This is a genomic window from Streptomyces sp. NPDC058773 (assembly GCF_042746015.1).
In the GTDB taxonomy this organism is placed as follows: Bacteria; Actinomycetota; Actinomycetes; order Streptomycetales; family Streptomycetaceae; genus Streptomyces.
Map to the genome: position 1 here is coordinate 51,920 of NZ_JBHYPE010000011.1, position 25,232 is coordinate 77,151.

22 protein-coding genes are annotated in these 25,232 nt (G+C 70.8%); 16 read left to right on the plus strand and 6 right to left on the minus strand.

What is annotated here, in order from left to right:
• Window positions 1–143: 143 nt before the first annotated feature.
• The 3 genes from ACFW5B_RS12540 to ACFW5B_RS12550 form a co-directional block, all read right to left on the minus strand.
• The gene (locus tag ACFW5B_RS12540) at window positions 144–1,451 is read right to left on the minus strand and encodes an NAD(P)/FAD-dependent oxidoreductase (protein ID WP_386437809.1); all 1,308 of its coding nucleotides are present in this window, start codon (window positions 1,449–1,451) and stop codon (window positions 144–146) included.
• 499 nt (window positions 1,452–1,950) lie between these two features.
• Window positions 1,951–2,430 carry a DUF5709 domain-containing protein gene (locus ACFW5B_RS12545; RefSeq protein ID WP_386437433.1) on the minus strand — a complete coding sequence of 160 codons (480 nt, stop codon included), beginning with the start codon at window positions 2,428–2,430 and terminating at the stop codon, window positions 1,951–1,953.
• Window positions 2,431–2,551: 121 nt separating this feature from the next.
• Window positions 2,552–2,968 carry a DUF2795 domain-containing protein gene (locus tag ACFW5B_RS12550; RefSeq protein ID WP_386437435.1) on the minus strand — a complete coding sequence of 139 codons (417 nt, stop codon included), beginning with the start codon at window positions 2,966–2,968 and terminating at the stop codon, window positions 2,552–2,554.
• A gap of 282 nt (window positions 2,969–3,250) precedes the next feature.
• Between ACFW5B_RS12550 and ACFW5B_RS12555 the strand changes: the two genes are divergently transcribed.
• On the plus strand, window positions 3,251–4,390 hold the full coding sequence (locus tag ACFW5B_RS12555; protein WP_386437438.1) for a Vms1/Ankzf1 family peptidyl-tRNA hydrolase: 1,140 nt from the start codon (window positions 3,251–3,253) through the stop codon (window positions 4,388–4,390).
• A 107-nt stretch (window positions 4,391–4,497) separates the two neighbouring features.
• Window positions 4,498–4,626 (plus strand): LPFR motif small protein, encoded by a 129-nt coding sequence (locus tag ACFW5B_RS12560; protein ID WP_386437441.1) that lies wholly within the window; start codon window positions 4,498–4,500, stop codon window positions 4,624–4,626.
• A gap of 93 nt (window positions 4,627–4,719) precedes the next feature.
• On the opposite strand, the gene ACFW5B_RS12565 is transcribed toward ACFW5B_RS12560, so the two are convergent.
• Together ACFW5B_RS12565 and ACFW5B_RS12570 are read right to left on the minus strand one after the other, a co-directional pair.
• On the minus strand, window positions 4,720–6,213 hold the full coding sequence (locus ACFW5B_RS12565; protein WP_386437444.1) for an MFS transporter: 1,494 nt from the start codon (window positions 6,211–6,213) through the stop codon (window positions 4,720–4,722).
• The gene (locus ACFW5B_RS12570; protein WP_386437447.1) at window positions 6,210–7,157 is read right to left on the minus strand and encodes a nucleoside hydrolase; all 948 of its coding nucleotides are present in this window, start codon (window positions 7,155–7,157) and stop codon (window positions 6,210–6,212) included. The genes ACFW5B_RS12565 and ACFW5B_RS12570 overlap by 4 nt, the downstream gene beginning before the upstream one ends.
• Before the next feature lie 365 nt (window positions 7,158–7,522).
• Between ACFW5B_RS12570 and ACFW5B_RS12575 the strand changes: the two genes are divergently transcribed.
• The 3 genes from ACFW5B_RS12575 (at window position 7,523) to ACFW5B_RS12585 (ending at window position 10,426) form a co-directional block, all read left to right on the plus strand.
• Window positions 7,523–8,539, plus strand: coding sequence for a LacI family DNA-binding transcriptional regulator (locus tag ACFW5B_RS12575; protein ID WP_386437449.1), 1,017 nt, complete (start codon window positions 7,523–7,525; stop codon window positions 8,537–8,539).
• Window positions 8,540–8,764: 225 nt separating this feature from the next.
• The gene (locus ACFW5B_RS12580) at window positions 8,765–9,283 is read left to right on the plus strand and encodes a lytic polysaccharide monooxygenase auxiliary activity family 9 protein (RefSeq protein WP_386437452.1); all 519 of its coding nucleotides are present in this window, start codon (window positions 8,765–8,767) and stop codon (window positions 9,281–9,283) included.
• A 195-nt stretch (window positions 9,284–9,478) separates the two neighbouring features.
• Window positions 9,479–10,426 (plus strand): hypothetical protein, encoded by a 948-nt coding sequence (locus ACFW5B_RS12585; RefSeq protein WP_386437812.1) that lies wholly within the window; start codon window positions 9,479–9,481, stop codon window positions 10,424–10,426.
• A 167-nt stretch (window positions 10,427–10,593) separates the two neighbouring features.
• On the opposite strand, the gene ACFW5B_RS12590 is transcribed toward ACFW5B_RS12585, so the two are convergent.
• A complete protein-coding gene (locus ACFW5B_RS12590) occupies window positions 10,594–11,022 on the minus strand; it encodes a DUF779 domain-containing protein (RefSeq protein WP_386437455.1) in 429 nt (142 codons plus the stop codon).
• A gap of 417 nt (window positions 11,023–11,439) precedes the next feature.
• Here ACFW5B_RS12590 and ACFW5B_RS12595 point away from each other — a divergent pair, with 417 nt between their 5' ends.
• The 11 genes from ACFW5B_RS12595 (at window position 11,440) to ACFW5B_RS12645 (ending at window position 25,161) form a co-directional block, all read left to right on the plus strand.
• The gene (locus ACFW5B_RS12595) at window positions 11,440–14,349 is read left to right on the plus strand and encodes an AAA family ATPase (RefSeq protein ID WP_386437457.1); all 2,910 of its coding nucleotides are present in this window, start codon (window positions 11,440–11,442) and stop codon (window positions 14,347–14,349) included.
• A gap of 344 nt (window positions 14,350–14,693) precedes the next feature.
• Window positions 14,694–15,074, plus strand: coding sequence for a hypothetical protein (locus ACFW5B_RS12600; protein WP_386437460.1), 381 nt, complete (start codon window positions 14,694–14,696; stop codon window positions 15,072–15,074).
• Between the two features lie 77 nt (window positions 15,075–15,151).
• Window positions 15,152–15,853 (plus strand): hypothetical protein, encoded by a 702-nt coding sequence (locus ACFW5B_RS12605; RefSeq protein ID WP_386437463.1) that lies wholly within the window; start codon window positions 15,152–15,154, stop codon window positions 15,851–15,853.
• A gap of 41 nt (window positions 15,854–15,894) precedes the next feature.
• The gene (locus ACFW5B_RS12610; protein ID WP_386437466.1) at window positions 15,895–16,281 is read left to right on the plus strand and encodes a hypothetical protein; all 387 of its coding nucleotides are present in this window, start codon (window positions 15,895–15,897) and stop codon (window positions 16,279–16,281) included.
• 3 nt (window positions 16,282–16,284) lie between these two features.
• On the plus strand, window positions 16,285–16,704 hold the full coding sequence (locus ACFW5B_RS12615; RefSeq protein WP_386437469.1) for a hypothetical protein: 420 nt from the start codon (window positions 16,285–16,287) through the stop codon (window positions 16,702–16,704).
• Window positions 16,705–16,815: 111 nt separating this feature from the next.
• Entirely contained in the window at window positions 16,816–17,367 is a 552-nt protein-coding gene (locus tag ACFW5B_RS12620; protein ID WP_386437472.1) for a DinB family protein, read from the plus strand.
• A gap of 62 nt (window positions 17,368–17,429) precedes the next feature.
• A complete protein-coding gene (locus tag ACFW5B_RS12625; protein WP_386437475.1) occupies window positions 17,430–17,987 on the plus strand; it encodes a PadR family transcriptional regulator in 558 nt (185 codons plus the stop codon).
• 130 nt (window positions 17,988–18,117) lie between these two features.
• On the plus strand, window positions 18,118–19,839 hold the full coding sequence (locus tag ACFW5B_RS12630; RefSeq protein ID WP_386437478.1) for an acyl-CoA dehydrogenase family protein: 1,722 nt from the start codon (window positions 18,118–18,120) through the stop codon (window positions 19,837–19,839).
• 367 nt (window positions 19,840–20,206) lie between these two features.
• Window positions 20,207–23,005: an ABC transporter substrate-binding protein gene (locus ACFW5B_RS12635; protein ID WP_386437481.1), complete on the plus strand. Its 2,799-nt coding sequence runs from the start codon at window positions 20,207–20,209 to the stop codon at window positions 23,003–23,005.
• Between the two features lie 174 nt (window positions 23,006–23,179).
• Window positions 23,180–23,851 (plus strand): hypothetical protein, encoded by a 672-nt coding sequence (locus tag ACFW5B_RS12640; protein ID WP_386437484.1) that lies wholly within the window; start codon window positions 23,180–23,182, stop codon window positions 23,849–23,851.
• Window positions 23,848–25,161, plus strand: coding sequence for an ATP-binding protein (locus tag ACFW5B_RS12645; protein ID WP_386437487.1), 1,314 nt, complete (start codon window positions 23,848–23,850; stop codon window positions 25,159–25,161). Before ACFW5B_RS12640 ends, ACFW5B_RS12645 begins: the two co-directional genes overlap by 4 nt.
• Window positions 25,162–25,232 lie beyond the last annotated feature (71 nt).

A 25,232-nucleotide genomic window follows, 5' to 3' on the forward strand; every position in this document is an offset into this window, starting at 1 on the left:
CCGCCTCCGGAATCCTCGGGCCGACGGCGTGCGGGCAACCGCCCGCACCCAACCGCACGGCTCACTCCCGGGCAAGCCAAGCAGGGCTTTGCCGCATCCGGCGGCCGCGGCGCGCTCCGTGTCGCCCGTCCGGCGCTGCGCGCTCAGGTACGGTCCGGACCGCCGCCCGCCACCCGGGCCACTTCGGGGGATTCCGTGTCCAGCGGCACCGACCAGGAGCGGACCAGGCCCAGCTGGACGGCCTGGCGCGGCAGCACCGCGTCCAGGAGCCAGTCGGCCGCCACCCGGATGCGGTTGCCCGGCATTCCCATGAGGTGGTAGCCACGGGTGATCACACCGGCGAGCGGTCCGGACAGCGGGATGTGGAGCGGATTCGCCGCGGCCTGGATACCGCCCAGGTCCACCATGAAGCCCAGGTCACGGTGCTCATAGGCGCGCCGGGTGCCCTGCCCGCAGGACGCCGCCACATTGCGCGCCGCGACCTTGCCCTGCCGCTGGGCGTGCTGCGCGGTCATCGGCGTCGTCTCACCGGGCCGGGTCAGGTCGGGGACGGCCGCGGCGTCACCACAGGCGAACACCTCCGGCCGGCCGGGCACCCCCAGGAACTTGTCGACGCACAGCCGCCCCTTGTCGGTGGGCAGCCCGAGCGACTCGACCAGCGGATCGGGCCGTACGCCCACACACCAGATCAGCGAGCGGCTGCTGACGAATTCCCCGTCGTCGAGCAGCACTCCGTCCGGCGTCGCCTCCTTGACGGAGGTGCGGGTGCGGACGTCGACGCCGCGGGACCGCAGCACCCGCTCGGCGGTGCGCGACAGCCGTTCGTCGAGTTCGGGCAGCAGCCGGTCGGCGAGGTCCAGCAGCAGCCAGCGGGGGCGTGGTCCGTCCCGCAGCCCGCTGTTCTGCCGGACCAGCGCGTCGGTGAACCGCACGCCCTGGGCGGTGACTTCGGTACCGGTGTAGCCGGCGCCCACCACCACGAAGGTGGTTCTGGCGGCCCGCTCGGCCGGGTCCTCGGCCGCACCGGCCAGCTCGACCTGACGGGTGAGATGGTCGCGGAGGTACAGCGCCTCGGGCATTCCGCGGAAGCCGTGGGCGTGCTCGGCGACACCCGGGACGGGCAGCAGCTTGTTGACACTGCCGACGGTCAGCACCAGCCGGTCGTAGGACAGGGAGCCCTCCCGGTCCTCGGGGTCGGTGTAGTCCACCCGACGGGCGTCGAGGTCCACGTCATGGACCTCACCGAGGACGAGCCGGACGTCCGGCAGGGTGCCGGTGAGCGACACCGAGATCCGGCGGGGTTCCAGGATGCCGGCCGCCACTTCCGGCAGCAGCGGCACATACAGAAAGTAGTCATGGGGGTTGATGAGCACGATCTCGGCGGCCCCCTTGGCCTGCCGGGAGAGCGTACGGGCGCATTCGTAGCCGGCGAAACCGGCTCCGACGATCACGATCCGAGGACGACGTCGCTTCACGTGGACTCCTGCGGTCGAGGACGGTGCCCGCGCGAGCCGGACGGGACCGTACGGACACGCCCTGGCGCCGTGCCGAACCGCGGTCACGGTCCGGCACGGGCCCACGGCCGACGCGGGCACACCGTGTTGCCCTGTCGGCTAACCGGTGTGCGGCCGGGTACACATGACCCCTCTCATTCTGACGGTGGCGGCCGCTCGGCGGCACGCCGAGCGAGGGCCGGGCGGCTGGTCACGGCCGCCCTCTGACACGCCGATGGAAAGGGCTCGAAAATACGGTCCGAAAGCGGCTTCAGGGTTTTCGCTTCAGCGTTATCCCTGGCCGGTCGGCATATCTGCCGCAGCGGCACCGCTTTCGGTATCGAAGTGACCACGCTCGGTGGCCGACCGCACCCCAAAAAAATGCGTGCACTCCTCTTACGCCCGACACCCGGATATCAGGCACACGCGCAAGGCCGGAAGTCGCACGCCCCAGGGGCTAGACCTCCCGCTCCCCGTCCCCCGCATTGTCCCGGGTGATATGCACCGCGGCCTCCTCCGCCGACGCCGCGCCGCCGTCGATTCCGACGTCCCGGGCGGCGATGTCATTGCTGCCACCGCGCCAGAACCCCTCGTCGGAGCCCACCAGCCGGCCGGCCCGCTCCTCGCCGCATTCGACGTCCGTCGGTTCCCCGACGCCGCCCGGCAGATCGCCGATCCCGTCGCCGTCGGGTGCGCAGACGTCCGGTACTTCCACCGACAGCCGGTGCTCCAGCGATTCACGGTCGTGCAGCTCCCGCGCGGTGGTGCCCTCGTGGTTCACCACGAAGGGCCGCTCGGGCGGCGAATAGCCGGTGTCCAGCGTCGCGTCGAGGTCCGGCTCGTCGAGGGCGTCCTCCATGTCGAGGTCGTTGGGGTTGTCCTGGGGATCGGATCTGGGCGGCTGGTAGACCTCGTCGCCCATCGCGTCGTCGGACATGACCGCCCTCCCTCTTCCCGTCGTTTCGCCCGGCCGCGGGGTGCGGCAGGTGCGTCTACAGCCAATTGTCCGCCTCCTGGTGGCTCCCGGCAGCGCCAGGACGAGCGGACCTGCGCCGGCCTCAGGCGCGCCGGTGCTCCGTCGCGAGCCCGACGGCCTCGGCGATGCTCTGCACATTGCCGAACCGCTCGTGCGCGGGCAGCCGCTCGGCCATGGTGACCAGCCGGTCCGGTGCGTTGTTGCGCCGCAGGGTCTCGATGATCGCGCTCTTGTCGGCCGGGTACAGGCTCCGCCCGAGGTGCTGGGCGAGTTCGGAGCGCAGCCCGACGTCCTGCTCGGTCATCCCGCGCGGCGTACCGCCCCGGAACTCGCTCTCGGGGGACCAGGCCGCCACCGGCTGGTCCTCGCCGGCCGGCTGGAGTTCATGCTCCTCGTCCGTGCGCAGCGAGCGCTCCGCCGTCATCTGCCCCCGTAGTTGCTTCTTCATCATGTCGTCCCGGGCGGGACCGGTCTTGTCCGTGCCGTGTTCCATGACCATGGGTGCCTCCCGCTCCACGAGTCATACGGACCCGTCGCGTTACTCCCAGTTTCCCTGGTCCCCCAGCCCTAACAACCCGGCGGCGCCGTTTCAACCGTGCCTACGGAAATCGCGCGGACCGGCACGGAACGTGACAGCAGATGCATATGCCCTGGATGCATACGCCTTTCGGGAACGGGAATTCGTAAGGCAGCCCACTTAAGCAGTCCCACCGCATACCGATGACGGCCACCGCACAACGGGAGAATCCACGGAATCGTAGGAAGCCAAGGAGGCAGCGCCATGCGACTCTCGCTCCTGCAACCGGTCATCGACCGGCCAGGCCCCTGGGCATCCGTCTATGCCGATATCTCGCACCGCACCGAGGACGCCGCGAAACAGCAAGAGTTGACGGCGAGTGCCACCACGGCGCAGTTGTTCGCGCTCGGCGCGGACGAGGCCACCTGCGGTGCGGTGCACGAAGCGCTGCTCACCCGGCGCGAAGGCGAACCGGGCGAGCACTCCGGGCGGGTGCTGTTCGCCGCCCATGGAGTGATCGTGCTCGACACCCCGCTTCCCGGTCCCCCGGCGACCCCGTTCGCGGCCTGGGGACCGGTGCCCAGAGTCACCCCCTTCCTGGCGGCCGTCGGCGACGATCCGCTCTGCCTCGTGGTCCGGCTGGACCGGGCCGGAGCGGACTTCTCCGTCCTCGGTACCCGCGGCACCGAGGACGCCGGCCGGGTCAGCGGCGCCGACTGGCCCCTCCACCGCACCGCCTCGGGCGACTGGTCCGAAGGGCACTTCCGCGCCAAGGTGGAGAACACCTGGGAGCACAACGCGGGAGAGATCGCCGACGCGGTGCGCGCGGCGTTCGAGGAGTGCGGTGCCGAGGCCATCGTCCTGATCGGCGACGCCCGTGAACGCCATCTGGTGCACGACAAACTGCCCGAACCGCTGCGCGCCCTCACGTACGAGAGCGAACACGGCGGGCGGGCGCCCGGTGCCGAAAGCGCGCTGGTGGACCGGGACATCGCCCAGGTCAGGGCGGTTCAGGAACGGGAGCACATCGCGCAGGTGGCGGACCGCTTCCGCACCGGCGCGGGGCCCGGAGGCAAGAGCGCCCCGCACGCCGCGGCCGGTATCCCCGCTCTGGTCGAGGCGGCCCGCGAACACCGGATCGCCACCTTGCTGGTCAGCCCGCACGGCTCGGACATCGCCCGGCAGGTCTGGGTGGGCGCCGAAGCCGATCAACTCGGCGTACGGGGAACGGAGTTGCCGTACCTGGGCGAGACACATCCGGCCGCCGCACGGGCGGATGACGCACTGGTGCGGTCGGCGGTTGCCAGCGGCGCCGACATCGTGGTGGTCCGGGACCCGGAGCGGGCACCGTCCGGCGGGCTCGGCGCCATCCTGCGCTGGACGGACGAGGCGACCCCCGGGTGACCTGGCGCCCGGCCGGCACTCCCGCCCCTCGCCCCGGGCCCGTGGCGGCCAAGGCGTGTGCTGCCGAACGGCCATGACGGAGATTCAGCCCACAAGGAGGTTCAGCCATGCTGCGAGCGATCGCGGATGTTCTCAGGTCCATCGGCGGTGCCGTCGCCACCGTCGTCACGCTGCCCTTCCGGGCCGTGGCCCGGCTCCTCGGCGGGGCATCGGATACCGCGCGCGGACGCCCTTGACGGGGCGCCGCAAACGGGACCGCCCGCCACAACGGGACCGCCCGCCGCCCGGGAAATCCGGTCGGCGGGCGGTCCGTTGTGTGCGGCGGGGCGTCAGCGCTGTGCTTCGGCGGCCACCGGCTTCGGGATCAGGAAGGACGTGGCGATGGCGGCGGCCAGGATGACCAGGCCCGCGATCACACCGGCCGTGTACCCGCCGGCCGACGACGGGTCCGCCGGTGACGCGGCCGTCTTGACCGCGTACAGGAGCGCGAAGCTCAGTCCCGCGCCGAGGTTGAAGGCGCCCGCGTTCAGACCGGGCAGGAAGCCCGGGTTCTCGCTGGGGGAGAGGACGATGCCCAGCCCGTTGAGGACGATGTTCGCCACGCCCGCGTAGGCGATGCCCACCAGGACGGACGTGCCCAGCAGCAGGAGCTGCGAGTGGCTGTGCATCGTGACCAGCATCAGGGCCACCGTCACGACCGACCCGACCAGGCCGGACCGCAGGATGCGGCCGTAGCCGAAGGTCGCTGCGAGACGGCCGGCCAGCGGGCCCATGGCCAGTCCGGCGAGCGCGTACGGCGACAGCGTCCACCACGCGGACTGCTCGGCGCTCAGCCCCAGACCGGCCTGGGCGTCCTGGGCGAAGGCCGGGATCAGCCCGTTCATCACGGCGAAGACACCGGTCATGGTGAGCACGGTGGTCAGCAGGGTCGCCCAGGTCGCACGCTGCTTGAGGTGCCGGGTGGCGACCAGCGGGTGCCCGCTGCGGTTCTCGGTCCGCCAGAACAGGGCGAACGCGGCCGCGGCCACCACGAGCAGCACGGCGATCAGCGGCCAGTCGGCGGCGGCCAGCTTGCCCGCCTCGTTGAGCGCGGTCAGCAGCGAACCGACCGAGAGCACCAGCAGTGCGACGCCGGGCCAGTCCATCCGGTTCGCGGCGGGCGCCTTCGACTCCGGGGTCAGGGTGGCGACCAGGACGGTGGCGAGGGCGGCGACGACCGCCATCGCCCAGAAGACCGACGAGAAGCCGTGACGGTCGGCCAGGTAGCCGCCCGCGAGCGAGTCGACCCCTGCGATACCGCCGTTGACGGCGGTGATCACGCCCAGCAGGGTGCCGTACCGCTTCGGCTCCTGCACCTCCACCCGCAGCATGATCAGACACAGCGGGACGACCGGACCGCAGACGCCCTGGATGACGCGCCCGGCGAACAGCATCGGCACGCTGGTCGCCAGCGCGGCGACGACACAGCCGGCGACCATCAGACCGAGCATCCCGGCCAGCACCCGGCGGCGCCCGATGACATCGCCCAGCCGCGGCAGGAAGAGCGAGAACAGTGCCGCCGAGGTGAAGAACGCGGTCTGGGTGAGGCCGATCTCCGCGGAGCTGGCGCCGAGGGTGTCCTCGATGTTCTTCAGCGCGGGGCTGAGCATGCTGGCGTTGAGCTGGAAGGCGAAGCAGGCCGCGAGCAGCGCGGCGACCAGCACGCCCGTACGGACCCCGGACCCGCCGCCGGTCCCCTCGGCGGGGCGCCGGTCGGTGGCGGTGTTCGTCCCGGTGACGCTGTCCGTCCCGGCGGTGGTGTTCCTGTCGGTGGGAGCGTTCATGCCGCGATGTCGCCGATCCGCTCCAGCGCGTCCACGACCAGGTTCCAGAACCGCTCGTGGTCGAGCGTGACGGCGACCTGGGTGGTGCAGTCCTCCGGCGCGGGCGCCCGGAAGTCCGTGACCGTCATCCCGACGGTCAGCGCGCCGCGCAGCTCGATGTCGACCGGGGCCTTGCGTACGGTCATGACGTCCGGGTCGATGACATAGGCGACCGCGCACGGGTCGTGCACCGGGGGGTACGGGAAGCCCTGGTTCTCGCGGTAGGCCTCGCGGAAGAAGTCCAGCAGCTCACCGACGAACCGGGCGGGGCGGGTGCCGACCGCGGCGATCTTCGCATCGACCTCGGGGGTCGCCAGCGCCTGGTGCGTCAGATCGAGGCCGACCATGGTGACCGGCCAGCGCTCGTTGAAGACGATGTGCGCGGCCTCGGGGTCGATGATGATGTTGAACTCGGCGACCGCGCTCCAGTTGCCCTCGTGGTAGCCGCCGCCCATCAGCACGACCTCACGGACCCGCTCCGCGATCCGCGGCTCCTTGCGCACCGCCAGCGCTATGTTCGTCAGGCCCGCGGTCGGGACGATGGTGATCTCACCGGGCTCGTGGGACATCACGGTGTCGATGATCAGGTCCACCGCGTGCCGGTGGTCCAGCTCGATGTCCGGCTCGGGCAGCTCGGGGCCGTCGAGTCCGGTCTCGCCGTGGATGTCGGGCGCCGTCTCGATTTCACGCACCAGCGGACGCGGGCAGCCGGCGGCGAAGGGCACACCGGTGATCCCGGCGATCCGCGCCACGGACAGGGCGTTGCGGGTCACCTTCTCCAGCGTCTGGTTCCCGACCACGGTCGTCACGGCGACCAGTTCGACATCGGGATTGCCATGTGCCAGGAGCATGGCGATCGCATCGTCATGCCCCGGGTCGCAGTCGAGGATGATCTTTCTGGCCAACGGAAGAGCCCCTTTGCTCTGCTGCTCGGAAATGTGGTGCGGAAGGGGTGGTGGGTGCGGGCCGTATGGGCTCCGGCGCACCACGCGCCCGGCGGTCACCCATGGCGAGCCCGGCGGGAGGTCAGCAACGAGCGAGCGGCATGGGAAAACGTTCTCCGGAAACTTGACGCATGGACCTGCCGGTTGTCAACGGTTCAATCTCTGTCGTACCGGGCGCTTTCGGGACGTATGACAGCGACCGCACAGGGGAGATCCACCTCTCACGGGACAACGTTTGCCCTGCGCGCAGCGCGGCGTATGCTCCCTCCGGTCCGGGCAGACCGGAGGGAAGTCCGGGCGGACCGAGCGAAGGGAGCCGGCAGACGGTGGCCGAAGTCACGCTGAAGGACGTCGCGCTGGCGTCCGGCTGCTCCGTCGCCACGGTCTCCCGCGTGCTGGCGGGCACCCGCCCGGTCGGCGTCGAGACCGCCCGTACGGTACGCGAGGCGGCCGAGCGGCTGGGTTACCGGCCCAACCAGGTGGCCCGCGCGCTGCGCAGCCGCTCCACCGGGACCGTCGGTCTCGTCCTGCCACAGATCACCAACCCGTTCTTCCCCTCACTCGTCCGGGAGCTGGAGCATGCGCTGCACGCCCAGGGGCGGGCGGTGCTGCTCGCCGACTGCGACGACGACCCGGAGACCGAGGCGGCCCGGATCGCCGCGCTTCTCGGGCGGCAGGTCGACGCCCTGCTGCTGATACCGGTCGATGAACGGCGCAGCCGGGAGGCGGTGGCTGCCGCGGCCGCCCGGGTGCCGCTGGTGCTGCTCGACCGCGGCTGTGGCCCCGGCGTCGCCGACTCCGTCGCCGTCGACAACGCGGCCGGGATGGCCCTCGTACTCGATCATCTGGCCGCCACCGGCCGCCGCCGGCCCTGCTTCGTCGGCGCCGCCGGGACCGCGTCCGCGGCGGTCGAGCGGCGCGCGGCGTACGAGGCGGGGGCCGCGGCACTGGACCCCACGGCCGTGGGCCGCGTCGAACTCGGCGACTTCTCGGTGGAGTGGGGACGCGCCGCCGTCGACCGCGTCCTGCCGTCCCGGCCGGACGCCCTGATCTGCGCCAATGACCTCATCGCGGCCGGTGCCCTGCAGCGTCTGCGCCAGCTCGGTGCGGACGTTCCGGGTGAGGTCGCGGTCACCGGCTTCGACGACATCCCGCTCGCCGGCCTCGCCGACCCCGCGCTGACCACCGTCCGTCAGCCGGTGACCGAACTGGCCGCCGAGGCCGCCCGCCTGCTGACCCACCGGCCGTCCGCCGGAGATTCCGGCCCGCGGCGCACGGTCCGGCTCGCACCGCAATTGGTCGTACGGGGCTCCAGCGCGCCTGTCGGGCGGGCGGTTCGCTGAACGGGGAGACCGTCGGGGCGGTGCGGGGAGCGGAAGCGGCAATACGCCGAGAGGCGCCCGCCCTCTTGACTGTACGCGGTCAGTAGATAAAGTCTAGACCAATTGATGTGCACCTTCGCGTCATCCACCCCCCCCAACGAGGCTGCCTCCGGGCGGACATACGGCGCCGCGGCGGGCGTCGGTCCCCTGTTCTCGCGTGGCGGCCTCCCTCGCGAAAGGGTTGACATGCACAAAAATCGAAGGCTGGCCCTCGCCATTGGTGCGGCCATCGCTCCGCTGCTCGTCGTCACCCTGCCGGTCAGCCCGGCGAGCGCGCACGGCTATGTGTCCTCCCCGCCCAGCCGGCAGGCGCAGTGCGCCGCGGGCACCGTCGAGTGCGGTGCGATCAAGTGGGAGCCGCAGAGCGTCGAGGGCCCCAAGGGGCTGACCAGCTGCAGCGGCGGCAACAGCCAGTTCGCGGAGCTCGACGACGACGGCAAGGGCTGGAAGGCCACCCCGATCGGCAGCTCCCAGACCTTCAACTGGCGGCTGACCGCCCGCCATTCGACCAGCACCTGGCAGTACTTCGTCGGCGGCAAGAAGGTCGCCGAGTTCAACGACGGAGGTGCCCGGCCGCCGGAGACGGTCTCCCACACCGTCAACTTCGGCGACCTCACCGGCAAACAGAAGATCCTCGCGGTCTGGAACGTCGCCGACACCGCGAATGCCTTCTACGCCTGCATCGACGTCACCATCGGCGGGTAACGGCGGTCTTCCGCCAACCTCTCGCCCCCTCTCGTTCCACTCCCTCATCCGGCCCTCGCCCCGTCCCCGTCGCCCCGTTTCCCTCCGCCGGCCGCCTCCGTGAGTGGTGACGAGCAGGGCGACGGGGACGGGGACGCACCCGTTACGATCGGCCCATTCATGGCCGTTGTGCGTGGCCGCTGCCGGGAGGAAGAGATGGGCCTGTTCCGCCGAGGACCGAAGCGGGATTCCCGCGATCTGGTACGTGACGGGGAGTTCAGCTTCTTTTCCGAGCGGGAGGGCGGTGTCTTCAGATCGCAGGTCCGGCAGGCCTTCGCGGAGCAGGGGCTCGAAGTCACCGCGTATGCGGGCGTGGTCACCGACTCCGCCGGCCGGCAGTTCGGCCTCGGCAACCTCGCCGCGGTGTGCCACCGCGACCGGCGCGGGGAGCGCAGCTGGCCGGTGCTGATCCGGGATCACGTCGGCAAGGTGCTCCGTACGATGGACGGCCCGCAGCCGCTGGAGACCCTCAGCGAGGACGAGATCCGGGCCTGTCTCTACCCCCGGGTGGTGGCCCAGGAGACGCTGCCCGCCTCGGACTCCTTCCGCTACGGCCGGGCGCCGGCGCCGGGGCTGCGGGAGGTGCTCGCTCTCGATCTGCCCGAGGCGGTGCAGATGCTCAGCGAGGACTCCCTGACGGATCTCGGGGACGTGGCCGAGCTGCGGATCCGGGCGATGAACAATCTGCGGTCGCTGCCGGTCGAGGGGCATGAGACCGTACGGCGCGGCGACGGTTCGGCGTTCGAGGTGCTGCTCGGCGACTCGTTCTTCACCGCGAGCCGGGTGCTGGTCCTGGACGAGCTGGTGCAGCGGCTGGTGGGCACCGAACTCACCCCGGACGGTGCGCTCGTCGCCCTGCCCTTCCGGCACCAACTGGCGTTCCACCGTATCCATGACGCCCAGGTCATCCCGGCGCTGCAGGCCATGGCGCAGTTCGCGGCGGCCGGTCACGAGGACGCGGCGGGCGCCATCAGCCCCAGGGTGTTCTGGTGGCGCCGGGGCGTGATGACGCCGCTGAGCGAACCGGACGGTGACGGGCTGCGGGTGGTGGCGGACGCGGACTTCCAGGAGATGCTGGAACGGCTGGTCCAGGGCGAGTCGTGAGGCCGCGGAAGAATTTCTCGGGGAATTCCCGCCGATGTGGAACCTGAAGCGCCGTCCACCCGTTTCTACAAGTGAGGCCCCACGCTCTCCCCCGTGCGTGGGGCCTCACCACGTGTCGCGCCGGCGTCCGCCCGGCCCCGGCTCTCCGGCCGCCCGCTCGTGCCGGTTCAGCCGCCGAGAGCCGCGCGTTCCTCCTCGGTGAGCAGCCGCGAGCGGATCAGAAAGCGCACCCCCTCCGGCGCCTCCAGCGAGAACCCGCTGCCCCGCCCCGGTACGACGTCCACCGTCAGATGGGTGTGCTGCCAGCGGGCGAACTGGTCCGCCGACATCCAGAAGTCCACCGGCTCCCGTACGCCCTCCACGTCCAGCCGGGCCAGCAGCGCATCCGACGATCCCGTACGGAACTCCCCGGCCGGGTAGCACATGGGGGCGCTGCCGTCGCAGCAGCCGCCGGACTGGTGGAACATCAGCGGGCCGTGCTGCTCCCGCAGCAGCCGCAGCAGTTCGGTCGCCGCCGCGGTGAGCGCGATGCGCGCGACGCCCTCCGGGCCCGCGGTGCCCGGAGCGGCCGGCTCCCATCCGTCGCCGCCGCCCATCAGAGACGGCCCGGCTTCCGTGCACTGCGGCCGACCGGAGGGTTCGTGGTCCCCAGTGGGTACATGTGGTGCTTCCTTTTCTGATCCTTCCGCTTCCGGTCGGCGGAAACGGATGCCGGATGCCGTTCCGCGGGACGCTGGACGGGCCGTCCGGGCCCCGCCGGGTCACGCCCCACGAGCCGTCGCCACGGCGGCGACGGTCCAGTCAACGCCCCGCAAGGTTGCGCCATCGTTGCATCCGTCGCCGGGACATGCGGGTAACCGCCGGTACGCACACCTGTCGCACCGGCCTGTCGCACGGTGGCGGCCCGTGCGGCCGCGGGCCGTGGGCGACATCTGGGCGCCCGGCCCAGGCAACCGCGGTGCGTGTCGGAACGTCTCGAAAGCCAGTAGAGAGCGATGAGAGTTGAGCAACTGGTGACGTTCGCACATTCCCGCGATGCCTGTGGCGACGACTGGCCCCTGGTGGGGCGTGAACGCGAACTCGCCGCCATGGATGCCGTGGCCGCCGACGTACTCTCCGGCCGTCCGCGCGTCGTGCAGCTCGAAGGGTCGGCCGGTATCGGCAAATCGGCCCTGCTGAGCACCTGGTGGGAGCGCAACGGGCAGTTCCGAGTACTACGGGCCCGCTGCCATCCCCTGGAGCGCGATTTCGCCTTCGGTGCCGTACGGCAGCTGTTCAAGCCACTGCTGGCGGCTGCCTCCGGGACCGACCGGGCACGCCTCCTCGAAGGGTCCGCGGCGGCCACGCTGCGGGCCCTGGACGACGCCGCTGTCACGGAACCGCCGCCGGAGGCCGCCGATGTGACGGCCGCGACGCTGCGGGAGCTGGACGCCCTGGTCGCCCGGCTGTCCGACCGGCAGCCGCTGCTCCTGGCCGTGGACGCGCTGCAGTGGATCGACCAGCCGTCCCTGCGCTGGCTGGTCCATTTCGTCGGGCGGGCGGACAGCCACCCCGTGCTGATCGCCGTGACCACCCGCAGCGCCGAGGGCCGGCGGCTCGATCCGCTCTTCGCCGAGCTGGTCCGGCCCGCGAACTGCCACACCATCGTCGTGGAACCGCTCGACGAGGGCGGCGTGGGACAGCTGGTGCGGACCCTCTGGGGCGCGGACGAGCCCGACGCGGCCTTCTGCGCCGCCTGCCACGCCGCCACCGGCGGACACCCGCTGTTCGTCCGTGCCCTGCTGCACCAGGCCCAGCGCAGCGGTGTGAAGCCGACCACGGAATTCCGGGACCGGATCCCGACGGTCACCCTCTCCACGCTCGGCGGGGAGATCTCGCACCGGCTGTGCCACGCGTCCGACGAGGTCGTGGCGCTGACCCGGGCACTGGCCTTCCTCGGCGACCGCAAACCACCGGAGCTGCTCGCCGCGTACTGCGGAACCGGGCGGGCCGTCGTGCAGTCCGCGGCCGAGGAGCTGCGGTCGCTCGGCCTGCTGCGGGCGGACGGCGACCCCCGCTTCACCCACCCCGTCGTCCGCGACACCGTGCTGGCCACGCTGACGCCCGAGGAACGGGGGGCCGGCCATGCGCGGGCGGCCCAGGTGTCCTCTCTGAGCGGGCGCCCGGACGAGGAAGTCGCGGCCCATCTGCTGGCGGCCGGGCCGGTCCACGGCTCCTGGGTCCTGCCGGCGCTGCGCCGGGCGGCCACCGAGGCGCTGCGCCGCGGCGCGCCGGAGACCGCGGTGACCTATCTGCGGTCCGCGCTGCACCAGCCGCTCGACGAGCCCGAACGCGCCCGGGTGCTGCTGGAACTGGGCACCGCGGCCAGCCATTACGATGCCGCGCTGGCCATCTCCTGCGTCACCGGCGCGCTCGAAGGGCTCACCGAGGAGGCGGCCCGCAGCGACGCCCTGGGCGTGCTGGTCTACTCCCTGCTCCTGTCGCAGGGGCCCCGTACGGACCTGTCGAGCGTGGACCGGAAGATCGCGGCATTAGGCGAACGGCCCACGGCGAACCCCTGCGCCGCCGACCGCGAGCTGACGCTGCGGATGAACGCCCTGCGTGCATGGATGGAGTTCGAGCGGCCGTCGGTCACCGGTCCGGCGCCGCCCCCCGGCGCGGACGACGACGACCTGCCCGACCGCACCGCGGGGGAGCGCCAACTCCTCGCCATCCGCGCCTTCCACGCCCTGCGGGCCGCGCTGCCCGCCCCGTACGTCACCGCCCTCATCGAGCGGGCGTCGGTCAACCTGCCGGCGTTCTCCCACGACCTGTTCCCGCTGCACTACTTCGTCGCCCAGACGCTGCTGTACCTCGACGATCTCGATGCGGCCGAACGGCTCAACCGCCGGCTGACCCAGCAGATCGCCGGGCGGGGCATGGACCTGCTGATCTCCTCCCTGACGGTCTACCGGGCGGTGCTGGCGCTGCGCCGAGGGAACGTCACCGAGGCGCTCGGCGCGACCCGGGAAGCCGCGGACCACGCGTCCCCGGCCGGCCGGCGGCCCTACGCGCTGACCGCGGACGCGATCAGGATCGACGCCCTGCTCGCCCGGGGCCGGGTCGAGGCCGCCGAGCGGATCGCGGTCACCCACGCGCTGGCAGGGCAGACGGAACTGGCGTGGGAACGGCCCCGGTTCCTGATGAGCCTGGCCGCCCTGCGGATCGCCCAGGGCGAGCTGCGATCGGGGCTCTCATTGCTCCGCGAGTGCGGTCACCACTGCGAGGCCCTGGGAACGGTCAGCCCGGCGATGTCCCCGTGGCGCTCGCGCGCGGCCGCCGTCCATCTCGCCCTGGGGGACGCCGCGTCGGCCCGTGCCCTGGTCGAGCAGGAGCTGGAACTGGCCCGGCGCTCCGGGCTCCCACGGGCCGTCGGGGTGGCGCTGCGGGCGGCGGGGAGCACTGCGGAGGGCTCCCGCGGCCTCGACCTGCTGGCCGAGGCCGTGACCGTGCTCCGGCCCACCCCCGCACGGCGCGAACTCGCCCTCACCTGCCACGACTTCGGGATCGCGCTGCTGCGCCGCGACGACAAGCGCGGCGCCCGCCGGACCCTGCGCGAGGGCCTGGAGCTGGCCGTCGGCTGCGGTGCCACGGTGCTCGTCGCGCGCCTGGAGGAGGGGCTGCACCTGGCCGGCGGGCGCGCCCGGCCCGGAAACCAGGGGATACGGGGGCTGACGGCAGGCGAGGCACGCGTCTGCACCTTGGCCGCCCAGGGCCACAGCAACAAGCAGATCGCCGAACTGCTCGTCGTCTCACTGCGGACCGTGGAAACCCACCTCACCGGCGCCTACCGCAAGCTCGGGATCTCCGGACGCCCGCATCTGGCGGCGGCGATGGCCGAGGCGGCCGGGCTCCGCCGGGGGAGCGAGGCGACCGAGTCCTGAGACCGGCGCGTTCCCCGACCGGGGGTGCCGCTGTCCCGCCCGACCCCGAAAGCCTCTCACCCGCCTACCGGTGAGGGGCTTTCGGTATGTCTGTGGCCGTACCCGTTTCCCGTGGTCCGCGGCTACCGGAAATCGTGGTCAGCCGCGCTCCGAAACCGTGGTCGGAGTGGTGCTGCGGCGCTTCTCGTGGTTGCCCAGAGCGGTGTTCTCCGGGTACCGAAGACTTAGCCGGAATCAATTGATTCGGCCGCCCGTGCATGACTTACTCAGAACTCACGGCGTCACGTTCTCCTGGACGTCACATTCTTCCGATGTCATCGGACATGCAAGAGGGAGTAACAACCGTGAAGGTCAACCATCGGGCTGTATTCGGTCTGCTCGCGGTGGGCGCCGCGTGCTTCTCCACCGTTCTCTCCGCGCCCGCCGCTTACGCGGGATCCGACAACTACATCCAGATCACCAATCACGCCGGCGTTCTCGCCAACACCTGCTACAAGTGGCGTGATGCCGAGGGCCGGAACTACTGCCACAACGTCCGGCCGGTGAACGACACCTGGAAGGCGTATTTCCCCGCCGAAGCGACCGGCGCAAAGATCGATCTCAGTACCAGCATCGTCGATTACGCCACGGTGGACACCGCCGCGGTGACCGACACCAACAGAAATCACTGCTTCGAGATCACCGGACTCGTCGACCGGCCGAAGCTCCAGGAAGTCGGCTGCTGAACCACGCAGTTATGGCAGGAGCGCCGCCGACCCGCCTTCCTGCGCACCGCAATCTCTCCGGAACAGAGTGAGGAACGTTGATTTCCACATCCACCTCCCGTATAACGCTCGTCCTCGGTGCCGTCACCGCCGCACTCGCCCTGACGGTGCCCACGGCCTCCGCCGCACAGGGATCCAGCCTCCCCGACGTCAATGGCCACTCCGACAAGTGGGTGGAGGAAGGCAGTCCTTCCGTCACCTATGACAACGGCTACCAGGTGAATTCCGCGGAAGAGGTCAAGCGCGCACTGGCACAGTGCAATGACAGCAGCGTGTCATGCGCGTCGACCACGCTGGAATCCAAGCAGGTGACCAAGTGGTACGACGTGGACAACGCCGGTATGGGCGTCGGTCCCATTCAGAACTGCAGTGCCGGCGCCGCGGAGATAAACCAGACGCTCAGCGGAACCCGCACCTTCAGCTGGGGCTGGAATGTCGGCGCCAGCGTCGACATCACCCTGGTCAAGGACAAGCTGGGCGTGGGTGCCTCCGCGCAGTACAGCCAGACCAACACCGAGGCGAAGAGCGGTGACATCCGGATCACCATCAAGCCTGGGCAGAAGGGGATGCTGAAGATGGGCCATGACATGGAACAGCGCGTCTCCGATGTGACCATCCAGGGCGGCGAGTTCGGCGGTGCGAAGATCTCCGGGCTGCGCACCGAAATCCCGCTCAACACCACGGCACGTGCGGACACCGATGTGGTCGCGTGCGGCGCCACGCTCATGAACGGGCGCTGAGCCACCGCTCCACGCGCGAAAAACTCACGAAGGATCATCCTGTGCGGAACATCAAGAAGTCGGTGGCCTACGGGGCCGCCGCCCTCGGGCTCGTGCTGGCCGGTGGAGCGATGACGGCTCCGTCCGCCGCGGCCGCGGGATCGGGCAAGTACATCGGATTCACCAACAACGGCTGGTATCTCGTCGACACCTGCTACCACTGGAAGTCCTCGACCACTCCGGACACCTGCGATTACGCGAAGCCCAAGGGCACCGACTGGCGGGTGGAAATCCCCGATGACGCCCAGGGCGTCAAGGTCGAGGTGTCGGTGGCCGCGCAGATCGGCGGCAAAAACATATCGCCGCAGATCACCGACCTGAGCCGGGGCCATTGCTATGACCTCAGCGGCTACACCTTCGACCCGAAGATCACCGAGAAGGAGTGCTGAGGCATGTCCGCAGAAGTGCAGCGAGAGGGGAATTCCGGCGTGCGAAGCAAGAAGCGCTCCCTGGTCTGCGGCGCCGCCACCCTGGGCATCGCCCTGGCCGGCGCGGTCATGACGGCACCGGCCGCCCATGCCGCCCCGGACAACTACATCGCGTTCGACCACAAGGCGGGTTCGCTCATCGACACCTGCTACGAGTGGAAGGGCCCGCAGGGCATAGAGAGCAAGAACTACTGCCAGCACGACCGGCCGATCGGCACCAACTGGAAGGGGTATTTCCCCGCGGAAGCGACCGGCGCCACGGTGACCGTGTACTGGTCGGGAGGCTCACAGCCGCTCTACATCAACGAAGCGGACAAGAACCACTGCTTCAGCATTGAGGGCACGCTGGTTTCCGGCATCCACGTCCTCCGCGGGAACTGCTGAGCACACGTCCCTGGGCCCGTCGGCGCTATCCGCCGACGGGCCCTTTTCCGCGTGCGAATCCACCGGCCGATCCCCTGGACAGCTCACCCCCTCCTCCTTAAGGTCCTCACCATGGTCCACAAGATCGAGCCTTCCGCAGCGCCTCCGGTGACCCTGACCAGCCCTTACGACCTGCTGACCGGCTACCTCGATTTCTACCGGGAGGCCGTGCCGCGCAAGCTGGCGGGAATGTCGGACGAGGAGCTGCGAAACAGCCGGCTGCCTTCCGGATGGTCCCCGCTGGGATTGTTCAAGCACCTGGCCTGTGTGGAATTGCGGTGGCTGCAATGGGGGTTCAACGGCGAAAGCGTCGAGGAGCCGTGGGCCGACTTCACAGCGGATTCCCGGGTGTGGCACGTCGACCCCGGAGAGAGCTTCGAGGATGTCGAGGAGTTCTTCCAGGAGCAGTGCGCACGCTCCCGCACCATCGTCGCCGCGGCCCGCCTGGAGGACCGGGCGGCCACCCTCGGCGGCAAGGTCCCGGCCGACGAGGACCGCCCCACCTTGATCTGGATCCTCTTCCATCTGCTCCAGGAGTACGCCCGGCACGTGGGCCACCTCGACATCGCACGCGAGCTGGCCGACGGAGCCGTGGGGGAGCAGGCCCCCGCCCCGCCCGGGTGAGCCGTGTCTCACCCGGGCGGGGCCTCTTGTTTATGCAACTCGTTGCATAGAAGGATCGGGGTATGGCGCTCGAACACGCGATCCTTGTCTCTCTGCTGGAGAAGCCGGGCTCCGGCTATGAGCTGGCCCGGCGTTTCGAGCGGTCCATCGGATACTTCTGGACCGCCACCCACCAGCAGATCTACCGCGTGCTCAAGCGCATGGAGAGCGACGGCTGGGTCGATGTCCGCGAGGTGCCGCAGCAGGCCAGGCCGGACAAGAAGGAGTACTCCGTCGCCGCTCTCGGCCGGGCCGCGCTCGCCGAGTGGCTGCACGAGCCGATCGAACCCGAGAGCGTCCGGCACGACCTCGCCGTGAAGATCCGCGGTGCGGCCTTCGACGATCCCGCCGCGCTGATCCGTGAGGTCGAGCGGCACCACCAGATCCACACCGACCGCCTCGCGCACTATCTGGCGGGCGAGCGGCGTGACTTCACCGGCCCCGAGGCCCCCGCCACACCGGACGCGGGCCGGGAACTCCAGCACGTCGTGCTGCGCGGCGGCATCTCCTACGAGCGGATGACGCTCGCCTGGCTCGACGACGTACTCGCCACCCTCCACCGACTCCGCCCCGAGCACTGAACGGACCGCCGGGCGGGCAACACGCCTGTCCAGCACTCGCGTTCGGGCCGGCACGAGCTTCCCGTCCGTCATCAGCTGTCCGCATCAGCAATCCGTGATCCGCAACCCCGAGCCGGAAAGGCGACCACCCATGGCCGACCCGCTGCTGTTCAACCCCCGCACCTACGACCCGGCGCACTTCGACCCCGAGACCCGCCGGCTGCTGCGCGCCACCGTCGCCTGGTTCGAGGAGCGCGGCAAGCGCCGGCTGATCGAGGACTACCGCTCGCGCGCCTGGCTGTCGGAGTTCCTCGATTTCTCCAGCAAGGAAGGGCTGTTCGCCACCTTCCTCACCCCGGCCTCCGCCGCCGACGGGAACCAGGACAAGCGCTGGGACACCGCCCGGATAGCCGCCCTCAACGAGATCTTCGGCTTCTACGGGCTCGACTACTGGTACGCCTGGCAGGTCACCATCCTCGGCCTCGGCCCGGTCTGGCAGAGCGACAACGCCGCCGTCCGCAGCCGCGCCGCCGAACTCCTCGCCCAGGGTGAGGTGTTCGCCTTCGGCCTCTCCGAGAAGGCGCACGGCGCCGACATCTACTCCACCGACATGCTGCTGGAGCCGGACGGCGACGGCGGCTTCCGCGCCACCGGCTCCAAGTACTACATCGGCAACGGCAACGCCGCCGGACTCGTCTCCGTCTTCGGCCGCCGCACCGACATAGAGGGCCCCGACGGCTATGTCTTCTTCGCCGCCGACAGCCGTCACCCGGCCTACCACCTCGTGAAGAACGTCGTCGACTCCTCGAAATACGTCAGCGAATTCCGCCTCGAGGACTACCCGGTCGGCGAGGGCGACATCCTGCACACCGGCCGCGCCGCCTTCGACGCCGCCCTCAACACCGTCAACGTCGGCAAGTTCAACCTCTGCACCGGCGCCATCGGCATCTGCGAGCACGCGATGTACGAGGCCGTCACCCACGCGCAGAACCGCATCCTCTACGGCCGCCCCGTCACCGCCTTCCCGCACGTCCGCCGCGAGCTGACCGACGCCTACGTCCGCCTCGTCGGCATGAAGCTCTTCAGTGACCGCGCCGTCGACTACTTCCGGTCCGCGGGCCCCGACGACCGCCGCTACCTCCTCTTCAACCCGATGACGAAGATGAAGGTGACCACCGAGGGCGAGAAGGTCATCGACCTGATGTGGGATGTCATCGCGGCCAAGGGCTTCGAGAAGGACACCTACTTCGCCCAGGCCGCCACCGAGATCCGCGGCCTGCCGAAGCTGGAGGGCACGGTCCACGTCAACCTCGCCCTGATCCTCAAGTTCATGGGCAACCACCTGCTGAACCCGGCCGAGTACGAGCCCGTGCCGACCCGCCTCGACGCGGCCGACGACGCCTTCCTCTTCCGGCAGGGACCGGCCCGCGGCCTGGGCGGCGTACGCTTCCACGACTGGCGCACCGCCTACGACGCCTTCGCGGCGGTCCCGAACGTCGCCCGCTTCCGCGAACAGGCCGACGCCCTCTGCGAGTTCGTCACCACCGCCGCCCCGGACGAGGCACAGAGCCGCGACCTCGACCTGCTGCTCGCCATCGGCCAGCTGTTCGCGCTGGTGGTGCACGGCCAGCTGATCCTGGAGCAGGCGCAGCTCACCGGCCTCGACGAGGATGTCCTCGACGAGCTGTTCGCCGTCCTTGTCCGGGACTTCTCCGCGCACGCCGTCGAGCTGCACGGCAAGGATTCCGCCACCGCGGAACAGCAGAGCTGGGCGCTGGGCGCGGTCCGCCGCCCGGTCGTCGACGAGGCCCGCTCGACGCGCGTCTGGCAGCGTGTGGAGGACCTGTCCGGGGCGTACGAGATGGCCCCGTAGCCATGGCATGACCCGGCCCGCCCGCGCCCCGGCCGGCAGGCTCGGCCACGTCCGCACGGACCGGCCGGGCCTGCCGCGCCGGGCGCCGCCGCGTGGGAGCCAACCCTCTCCCGCCGGGTCCCCGGAGCAATCGTGACTGCCCGGCAGCCGCCGCCACGGGCGGCTAGGATCGGCATGCTGGAAGGGTTCGCACAGCGGGCACCGGCCCGGGAGAGAGGTACGCGAGGGTGCAGGTCGACATCGTCGACGACGGGGGTGCCCACGGGGCGAGCGACGACCGGTTCCCGGCGTCCCGGTCCCGCCGGCCGGCGGACGCAGCCCGCGGAGCCGGCCCCGGAGCGGGAGACGGAACGGGCCGGCAGTCACCGTGACGACGCTCCCCGACCCCGCTGCCTCACAGGCCCTGCTCATCGGCGTCCATGACTACGAGAACCTGGCGTCGCTACCCGCCGTCGAGCGCAATCTCGCCGGGCTCACCCGGGCGTTCACCGACCCGGACCTCTGGGGGCTGCCGCCGTCGCACTGCGTGGCACTGTCCCAGCCGGCGAGCGCGCAGGACGTGCTCGACACCCTCAGCGGCGTCGCCCTGCGCGCCACCGACACCCTGGTCGTCTACTACGCCGGGCACGGACTCGTCGACCCGCTGAGTGACGAGCTGTATCTGGCGCTGCCCGGCTCGGATCAGGAGCGGCTGTACAGCGCGCTGCCCTTCGACTGGGTGCGCCGGGCGATTCTGGACCCGCGGATCGGGGCCCGCAACAAGGTGGTGATTCTGGACTGCTGCTACAGCGGACGGGCCCTGCTGGGCGGGATGAGCGGCGGCTCCCAGGTGGCCGACCACGCACTCATCGACGGCACGTCCCTGTTGGCGGCCTCCGCGGAGACCCGGAAGGCGCTGTCCCCGCCCGGCGAGGAATTCACCGCGTTCACCGGCGAATTGATCACCGCACTGACCGAGGGCATCGACGGCGCCCCGCCTTTGCTGGACATGCAGACGCTGTACCGGCACCTCTACACAGCCCTGGCGGCCAAGGCCAGGCCGCTGCCCCAGCAGCGCAACCGCAACACGGGCGGGCTGATCGCCCTGGCCCGGAACCGGAACCACCCGGCCCACCGCCCGCAGCCGCCGTCGGAGCCGCAGCCGTCTCCCGAGCCCCTTTCCGTTGCCGGGGCCGAGGCCGTTCCTGAGGCCGTTCCGGAGGCCGTTCCCGCGCACGTCCCCGAGTCCGACGTAGCGGCTGACCCCGCGCCCGAGCCTGCGTCTCCCCCCGCCCCCGAGGCCGAGCCCGCCTCCCGGTCGCCGGAGCCGGCCGCCGAGCCCCGACACCACACGACGCCACAAGCTCCGGGCACCACCGGACCGGGGCGCCCCGCCGAAACCGCCGCGTCCACCCGGAACAAAACCCTTGCCCTGGTGTTGGCGGCGGCTGTGATCGGGGGCGCCTCCACCTTCGTCGTGCTGCTGAAGGGTTCCGACGGAGACAAAGCCGACGGGAACGCCAAGGGCGGTGTCACCGCGCCCACATACAACGCCGCCGTCGACCACATCCTCAATCCGGGCAGTGCCACGGGCAACACACTGAAGTTCATCAGCTCCAGTGATGCCGACTCCTGGGACCCGCAGGGCAGCTACTACGGCTATGTGGCGAACTTCGCCCGCTACTACACACGCCAACTGGTCACCTACGACCCGAAGTCGAAGAGCGCCACCCTCACCCCGGACCTGGCCACGAGCCGCGCCAAGGTCACCGGCGACGGCCGGACCTACCGCTACACCCTGCGCAAGGGCGCCACCTGGGAGGACGGTTCGCCCGTCACCTCCCAGGACATCAAGTACGGCATCGAGCGGCTCTGGGCCACGGATGTCATCTCCGGGGGGCCGACCCACCTCAAGGACACGCTCGACCCGATCGGAACTTACCGGGGCCCGTACAAGGACACCTCGGAACGGGGTCTGCCGGCCATCACGACCCCCGATGCCCGGACCATCGTCTTCAAACTTCCCAAGCCCAACGGCGACTTCGAGCAGATGCTGGCCATGCCGGCCGCCTCGCCCGTGAAGAAGAGCCGGGACACCAAGACCGCATACCGTAACCGCCCGTACTCCAGCGGCCCGTACAAGTTCCAGTCGTATTCCCCGGGAAAGTCGCTGGAGCTGGTGCGCAATTCCCACTGGAAGCAGTCGTCCGACCCGATCCGTCATGCGCTCCCGGACCGGATCACAGTCAAGATCACCGACAATGCGAACGTCGTCGATGCCGAGCTGATCAAGGGCGACTACGACCTGGCGCTGACCCCCACCGAGCTGGGCCCGCTCGCCCGCGCCAGGGTGTTGTCCGACAGCGACCGCAACAGGTACCTGGACAGCCCACAGTCCGGCGCCGTCCACTACGCGGCCTTTCCGCAGACCGTCGAACCGATGGACAACGTCAACTGCCGCCGGGCGGTGGTGTACGCCGCCGACCGCCGCAATCTGCAGACCGCACTCGGCGGCATCGTCGCAGGCGGCGACCTCGCACCGAACCTGTCCCCGCCCGGTATCAAGGGCGCCGACCCGGCGTTCGACCCGTACCGCGTGCTCAAGCACGGTGGCGAGCCGAATCTGAGCAAGGCCAGGGACGAGCTGAAGAAGTGCGGCCGGCCGAACGGTTTCCCGACCACGATCGCGGTGAGCAACAACCGGCCGCCGGAGGTCGGCGCCGCCGAAGCGCTGCAGAGCTCGCTGGCCAGGATCGGCATCAAGGCGGAGGTCGACCAGGTCGACTGGAAGCAGGCGCCCGACATCGTAGGGGCGCCGTCCGTGGTGAAGCAGCGGGGCTACGGCATCGTCATCGCGCACTGGAGCGCCGACTTCCCGACCGGACAGACCTTCTGGCGCCCGCTCGTCGACAGCCGGCAGCGCCCGTCGCACGGCAACACCAACGTCGCCGAGGTCGACTCCCCGGCCATCGACAGACTCCTCGACCGCGCCATCGCCGAAACCGACCCGGACAAGGCCGGTGCGACCTATGAGGAGATCAATCACAAGGTCGCCGACAATGCCTACTACCTGCCGCTCATTTACGACAAGGACGTCACCTGGCGCAGCCCGCGGCTGACCAATGTGCATGTTTCCGCAGCCTATGGCGGCTACGACTATGCGCAGTTGGGCGTCAACGGAACCTGAGCACCACGAATACCGCGGATTTCCTCGGCATCATGCACATCCAGGCAATTCCGGGCATATCGCCCTACTCCGTGGCGCGCGGCGAGGATTATGATCCGGGCAGGCTCAGCCCGCACCATGACTGGAAGAGATGTGCGTCTTCTCCGTTGCCCGAATTCCCCGGGGCCGGTACGCATGACGTCGTTCGCGCTCGCGGCGACGGGCATCGTGGCGCTGTTGGGTGGCTGCAAGGGGACCGGGGAGCCGCTGAGCGCCGGTCACACCATGGCCGCGTCCGCCCCGGTGCGGCTGTGGCCGGATCGCAAGCCCGCGCCGCAACCCGAGCCGGGCACCGGGGAGAACCTGCCCGCCGCCGTGCCCGGCGTGCCCCGGGTGCCGTCCGGGGACATCCGTAAGGCGCCGCTGCTCACCGTCGTCAGGAAGCAGGTGCGCGCGGGTTCCGCCCTCGGCGGTGGGCCGCAGTTCGACGCCGCGACCACGAGGAAGATCGATGCCTGCGCCGACGAACCGGCGCACTGTCCGGTGCGGAAACCGCAGTACCAGGATCTGACCGGCGACGGAAAGGCCGAACTGATCGTGGGCATCGAGTCCTCGGACGACTCCCTGGCGCTGTGGGTCTTCACGCTCGACCACGGGGTGGTGACCCGGATCATGGACGCCGGCGCGACGCCGCTCTCGGTGGAGATCGCGAACGGTGATCTGATCCTGCGGGAGCCCACCGGCACCCCCGGGTACGCCACCCGCACCGTCTACGCGTGGGACGCCCGGACCCGGACCATGGCACTGCGCGCCATGGAGTTCGACCAGGCGGACCCCGCCACCCCTGCCCCGAAGCGGACGTCATGAGCGCCGGCCGGCCCCGTGCGCGGCTGCGCCTGCCCGCCTGGACGGCGACGCTCTACTGGAAGTTCGCGGTCTTCGTCATCGTCATGTGCTGTGTCCTCGCCACCGTCGTCGGCGTCCTGGTGCATGTCCTCGTCGGCAGGCAGACCGAGGACCAGGCCCGCACGGCCGCCCTGGCCGAACTGGACACCGTCGCGGCGGCGTACGTCGCCGGGGAGCCCCTCAGCCACAAGGCCGCAGTGAACCCCGCCGACCTCCCCGCCTCGCTGCGCGCCATGGCGCGGCGGGGCGAGCGCGGCACCCAGCTCGCCGACCACCGCGGGCGCCCGGCGATGTGGGCCGTGACTCCCGCTGACGGCAAGGCGCTGGCCGTCCACCTCGACTACACCCAGCGAGCCGACGCGCTGCGCGGACTGGACCGGACCATCATCGGCTCCTCGGCGTTCGCGATCGGCCTCACCCTGGTCGTCGGGCTGTTCGCCGTCTCCCGCATCACCCGCCGGCTCCAGCACACGGCCCAGGTGGCCCGCCGCATCAGCACCGGCGATCTCGACGCCCGGGTGGACGATCCCCGCGTCCTGCGCCCCGACCATGCCCAGGACGAGGCCGCCGCGGTGGCGGCCGCACTCGATGCGATGGCCGCCGCCCTCCAGGCCAAGCTGCACAGCGAGCAGCGGTTCACCGCCGATGTGGCGCATGAGCTGCGCACCCCGCTGACCGGCCTGCGCGTGGCGGCCGACCTGCTGCCGCCCGGCCGCCCGGCCGAGATGGTGCAGGACCGCATCCGGTCCATGAGCCGGCTCACCGAGGACCTGCTGGAGATCTCCCGCCTCGACGCGGAGGTGGAGCGGGCCGACATCGACGTGCATCAGCTGGGACCGCTGGCCGAACGCGCGGTGCAGGCCACCGGTCTGGATGTGGAGGTCCGCATCGAGCGGGACGCCCGGGTGGCGACCGACCAGCGCAGGCTCCAGCGCGTGCTGAGCAACCTCGTCTCCAACGCCCACAGGCACGGTCGCCCGCCGGTGCTCCTGACCGTCAACGGCCTCACCCTTACGGTCCGGGACCACGGCGACGGCTACCCCACCGGCCTCCTGGACCACGGCCCCCAGCGCTTCCGCAGCCACCCCGGAACCGCCAAGAAGACCGGCCACGGCCTCGGCCTCACCATCGCCCTGGGCCAGTCCCGTGTCCTGGGCGCCACCCTCCGTTTTTCCAACGCCCCCGACGCGGGCGCCGTCGCCGAACTTGTCCTCCCCCCGCCGCCTCCGGAGCGGGGACTCCGGCAGGCGGCGGGGGGCGATGGTTCCTAGGGGATGTGCTCAACGCCCCGGAGTTGCGGTCGCACGCCGCACCGCCCGGCGGTGGACGTGCAGGTGCCTGG